The organism is Aliidiomarina sanyensis (assembly GCF_003987175.1).
Taxonomy (GTDB): Bacteria; Pseudomonadota; Gammaproteobacteria; order Enterobacterales; family Alteromonadaceae; genus Aliidiomarina; species Aliidiomarina sanyensis.
On sequence record NZ_PIPM01000028.1, the window covers coordinates 1 to 5,385 of the forward strand.

Sequence of the window (5,385 nt, forward strand, 5' to 3'; positions counted from 1 at the left end):
GTTTCACGAATATCACGACCTGAAGCCACCGGGTCTGGATTTGCATCTGGGCCTTCTGGATTTACGTAAATCAAGCCCATTTGCACTGCGGCAAGTGGATGCTCTAGCTCGCGGTCGCCGGTGTAGCGATTGTTCTCGAGCCACTCGTTTTCCTTACCCCAGTAGATATCCTCTTCTGGTTCCCAGATGTCCTCTCGGCCACCGCCGAATCCAAAGGTTTTTAAACCCATCGATTCAATCGCGACGTTACCGGTCAAGATGAACAAGTCAGCCCACGAGAGACTGTTGCCGTACTTTTGCTTCACAGGCCACAGCAAACGACGCGCCTTATCGAGGTTCCCGTTGTCTGGCCAGCTGTTTAATGGCGCAAAACGCTGGTTGCCGGTACCACCGCCCCCACGACCATCTGCAGTTCGGTATGTACCAGCAGCGTGCCACGCCATCCGGATCATAAATGGACCGTAATGACCGTAATCGGCCGGCCACCAGTCTTTTGAATCTTTGAGGACATGCTCGATATCTTTTTTAACCTGAGCCAAATCGAGCTTCTTGAAGGCTTCACGATAGTTAAAGTCTTCCCCTAAAGGGTTTGTCTTCTTATCGTTCTGGGCAAGAATCCGCAGATTGAGCTGATTCGGCCACCAATCTTTGTTGTAGGTCCCATTCGCACCGAGGCGCGTGTTGCCACCGTGCATTACTGGGCACTTACCCGCTTTATTATCACTCATGGATTGCTCCTTTCAATGTCGTTGCATCAAATGACACAAAAACTCGCCCGCACAACGCGGGCTCAAATTGTCACAATAAGGTATAGCAATGCACGTCCATTTATACCAATAGGCATAACCGGTTGCGTTAAACGGTTTTTTCTATGAAACCAAAATTTTCTAACCGGAAATTTCAAGCTTTAATGTTATTGATAATTATTCTCATTTGCATTTATAATACCCTCATCTTGGAAGACCCCCACATTCTGGGTTTCTGTTTTGATTTGGAGTTCTGATGATGTCGTCCCAACCTGTATTTCGCCTCACCATAGTCGCAACCCTTATTTCTAGCGCTCTGTTCTCTACCGCGGCCCTCGCTCAAGCGGGCGAAACCAGTAACGAGCCAAATGGTGAACGCACTGCCCCACCGCGCATTGAAGTGATTCGTGTTTTCGGCCAAAGCGCCGCTCATCGCTACGACGAAACAGGAAGTGTGGTCATACTTGATCGTGATTTCATTGAGCAAATGCAACCCTTATCCACCGAAGATATTCTGCGCCGAGTTCCGGGAATTAATATCAAGGGTGAGGAGGAAACCTCCATTGTCGGCAATTTTGGGATTCGCGGTTTGTCCGCAAGTGAGAGTAAATCACTGTTACTAGAAGATGGTGTGCCCGTGGCACCTGGTCTGTTTATTGGGAACGACCGTTACTTTAACCCCCGCATCCAGCGGGTTGAGCGGGTCGAGATTCTCAAGGGTTCCGCATCGTTGCGCTATGGTCCCTCAACCATTGGTGGCGTGGTCAACTTTCAAACTAAAACGCCTGATCACGGTGTCCTATTAAGCTCGCGGGTGGGGTCATTTAATATGCGGGAAGTGAATCTTGAGGTGGGTCAACACAATGACGCTCATGATGCTTACGCAGGTATCATCTTTACCCACGCACAAAGCGATGGCTTTATGGACAAAGGCTATGAGATGAATGATCTCATGTTTAAAGCAGGAACGTCTCTGAGTCCTGATCATCGCATTGGTGTTAAATTTTCCTATCATGAAAATGATGCGAATATTTCATACCGCGGATTATTCCTTGACGATTACCGTGCAGGTGAGCGCTACAATCCAGCCCCAGATGACTGGTATTTACAGGACCGTATCGCATTTGACGTCAATTATGAGTGGAACATCTCACCGAACGTCTCTTTGAAAACAATTGCTTACTGGAGTGAAGTCACTCGTGATTACTGGCGTTACGACGTTGACACTGCAGCATCAAACCTCGCAGGCCGATGGGTCTATACCGATAACCTGACAGGCAATAATCGATCGTTCGATCGCTATGGTATAGAGACCCGTCTGAGTGTCCATCATGACCTTTTCGGAAATCGAGCTAACAGTGAGTTTGGTCTGCGTTTTATGCAGGAGTCATCGGACGATATGCGAATCCGGGCGACCCGCGAGACGGATCGAACGGGCGTGAATGACCGGCATATTCAGGATTCCGCCGATAGCTATGCAGGATACGCTCAAACGCGCGTTGAACTGAGCGACCGATTAGCGATTACCCCCGGAGTCCGCGTTGAAAACTACACGCAAAACCGAGTGGTGCTTTCGGATGGTAATCCTTCTGCGGCCACCTCAAATACTGAGGTGCTTCCGGGTGTAGGTGCTACTTTTGCATTAACCCAGAATGCCGAGTTATACGGTGGTATTTATCGCGCATTCTCTCCGGCCTCAAACGGTGTCGCACTTGACGGTTTAACCGATCAAAATCTTCGCGGCGAACGGTCTGTGAACTATGAGGCGGGCCTACGTGGGCGCGCTGGACGCCTAAGCTACGACATAGCCGCGTTCCTCATGGACTTTAGTAATCAAGTCGTGACCGGGAACAGTGATCCAAACCTTTCACAATCCAATGCAGGAAAAACCGAACATCTCGGGTTTGAACTTGCATTGCAATATCCACTTGTCGGTGGCTTCCACCTTGATGGGAATGCAACGTATGTTCCAAAGTCTGAATTCCGCACCGGTGAATTTTCTGGTAACCGCCTCCCCTATGCGCCGGAGTGGATGGCAAATGTCGCATTAAGCTATCGTGGCGACGGATTTTCTGCCGCACTGACGGCTCATCATCGGGGTGAGCAATTTGGTGACCCAGCAAATCGTGTAGAAATTCCAAGTAATGCCGCCGGCGGAATCTGGGGTGGTTTGATGCCCTCGTATACTGTGTTGGACCTGTTTACACAGTATCAAGTAAACGACCAGCTCAGTCTGTTTGGTTCCGTGAAGAACCTCACAGACAAGCAATACATCGGTGGTTTGAGACAAGGTATTTATGTTGGGCCGGAGCGCACATTTGAGGTTGGCTTTCGCTTTCGCTTCTAAGTCAATGAATAACGCCTGAATATCTCCCTGAGCCCTGCATTAGCAGGGCTTTTATTTCGTTCTATTTTCAACTGAAGTGAACCGTTTATTCCAAATACCTCTATCTATAAGCGGCGACTAATGTAGTGAGCCCACAAAAAAACAACGTCGAGCCGTGAAGTTCACGTCAGCCGACACAAAAATCAGAGGTATTTATGACGCACCTACTCATCACATTATTTATTGCGATGATACTCCCGTATGTAGCCAAACTCGCACTCGTATTTGCGATGGTCAAGCAACCGGGCGGGTACGACAATCATTATCCGCGTGTTCAACAGCGTCGCCTTGAAGGGTATGGACTACGCGCAACGGCTGCACACTACAACAGTTTTGAGGCCCTCATCATCTATATGTCCGCCGTTGGAATCGTTTATTTAACGGATTCTGTTGACACCTTTGCCGTTGCACTCGGATGGACATTTATTACTGCCCGTGTGCTCTATCTGATTTGTTATTGGGCAGATTGGGCCACCGCGCGATCCCTAATTTGGTTGGTGAGCTTGTTCTCTGCATTTTTCATGGCAGGTCGCGCGATTTGGGGATAGATTTACACCAACTTTCACGCCAATGTTTAACCCAAGTGATTTTCCGAGCAAAGAGCCTAACTACACTCATAAAAAAAGCCACGCATTCTCATGCGTGGCTCGGGTCCCCCAAAGACCCCAGGTTACAAGGCACATAACGTGGCTGGTCATCCACTTATAGATATAACTCAACTCAACCGGGAAGAGTCTTGTTATTGGATTGCTAACAACCTTGCAACTCTAATTTAACATTATTTTTGTCATTTTCAACACTTTTATTACTTTTGTCTTTTTTTGAAGAGCTCTTCTGCAATCGCCGCATAGAAATCGGATCTAGAAATAGGCTTGGGTAGGTGCCGTCGCATACCGCACTCTTTGGAGCGAGCCATATCCAATTCCGATATCGCAGCAGACAGTGCAAAAATAGGTATATCCGGGCGGTTGGCAGTGATTCGTTTACTCGCATCAAATCCATCGAGCAATGGCATTTGAAGGTCCATAAGAATCAAGTCAAAATCTTGTTCGAGAGCACAGTCAACTGCTTCTTGTCCATTCTCTGCGTAAACGATTTCACATTGTGTTCGGGTTAGCCAATGCCCTAAAAGCTCTCTATTAAGGCGCACATCCTCTGCAATCAAGATGCGTTTGCCTCTCAAAGAGGGTACTGAAGTTTCATTTATTGATGCTTGGCTATTTAAAACATTCGCCGATAAGACACGTTTAAACGATAAGTTAAAAAAGAACTTCGAACCAACCCCAGGGGCAGATTCCACCATGATTTTCCCACCCATCGCGTTTACAATTCTCTGCGAGATAGCTAGCCCCAGTCCAGTACCACCAAACACCCGAGCAGTGGAAGAGTCTGCTTGTTCAAAAGGGCGGAACAGTCGATGAATTAATTCCTCATCCATCCCTATTCCTGTGTCCTCAATAACAATCGAGAAGTCGACAAAGCGTCGGTGAACACCAATACATTTTATCGCGACTCGCACCAAGCCCGTATAGGTAAATTTAATTGCATTGTTTATTAGGTTAACAAGCACCTGAGTGAAGCGAAGTTCATCAGTTTCTATTAATTCGTGCCCATCAAGTTGTAAATCAAACTGGAGGTCAACGCCACGATTTCTCGCCTTTGGAGTAAAAAGATTACTCAGATGTTGAATAATTTGAACGAGCGAAGTGCTATCACTAACGAGTTCTAGCTTACCGGCCTCGATTTTAGAGAAATCGAGAATATCATTGACTATTCCGTATAACAGGTTCGACGCTTGATTAATCGTCTTCACAAACTCTTGTTGTTGCTCATCAAGTTGCGTATCTTGCAGCAGCTCAGTAAACCCTATAATTCCGTTGAGCGGGGTTCTAATCTCATGGCTCATATTGGCCAAAAACTGAGACTTAGCCCTATTTGCACTTTCTGCTCGTTCGCGCTCATACACGATATTGGCAATCGCTTTTTCACGCTCGTGGATGTTTACTAGCATTTCCGAATAGAGCCAAAGTAATTTTTTCTCTTTCTCTGTGTAACAATGATGTTGCCTTACACTATCGAAACCAATAAAGCCTATAAGTTGGGAATGATGCAGCATCGGAATCGTAATTAAGCTTTTTATGCCTTGAGGTTCGACGATCTCCCGCAGACGAGAGCCTACTTCAAGTTCCTCAACTGCAGGGATAATCATTTCTCGCCCTGCTCGATGAGCCTCTAGCCACTCACCGATCATAC

4 protein-coding genes are annotated in these 5,385 nt (G+C 47.2%); 2 read left to right on the top strand and 2 right to left on the bottom strand.

The window, feature by feature from the left end:
* On the bottom strand, positions 1 to 728 hold a 728-nt coding region (locus CWE11_RS11860; protein ID WP_338022205.1), incomplete at its 3' end, for a peroxidase family protein.
* Positions 729 to 1,002: 274 nt separating this feature from the next.
* On the opposite strand from CWE11_RS11860, the gene CWE11_RS11865 reads away from it, so the two are divergent.
* Both CWE11_RS11865 and CWE11_RS11870 read left to right on the top strand, forming a co-directional pair.
* Positions 1,003 to 3,093 (top strand): TonB-dependent receptor family protein, encoded by a 2,091-nt coding sequence (locus tag CWE11_RS11865; RefSeq protein WP_241971798.1) that lies wholly within the window; start codon positions 1,003 to 1,005, stop codon positions 3,091 to 3,093.
* A 194-nt stretch (positions 3,094 to 3,287) separates the two neighbouring features.
* Positions 3,288 to 3,680 (top strand): MAPEG family protein, encoded by a 393-nt coding sequence (locus CWE11_RS11870; RefSeq protein ID WP_126777837.1) that lies wholly within the window; start codon positions 3,288 to 3,290, stop codon positions 3,678 to 3,680.
* 257 nt (positions 3,681 to 3,937) lie between these two features.
* Here CWE11_RS11870 and CWE11_RS11875 read toward each other — a convergent pair.
* Positions 3,938 to 5,385 (bottom strand): GAF domain-containing hybrid sensor histidine kinase/response regulator (locus CWE11_RS11875; RefSeq protein ID WP_133306947.1); only part of this gene is annotated, 1,448 nt, incomplete at its 5' end.

Excerpts from the sequence above, each read along its gene's own strand:
- CWE11_RS11865 (WP_241971798.1), top strand. The coding sequence starts at position 1,003 with ATGATGTCGTCCCAACCTGTATTTCGCCTCACCATAGTCGCAACCCTT.
- CWE11_RS11870 (WP_126777837.1), top strand. The coding sequence starts at position 3,288 with ATGACGCACCTACTCATCACATTATTTATTGCGATGATACTCCCGTAT.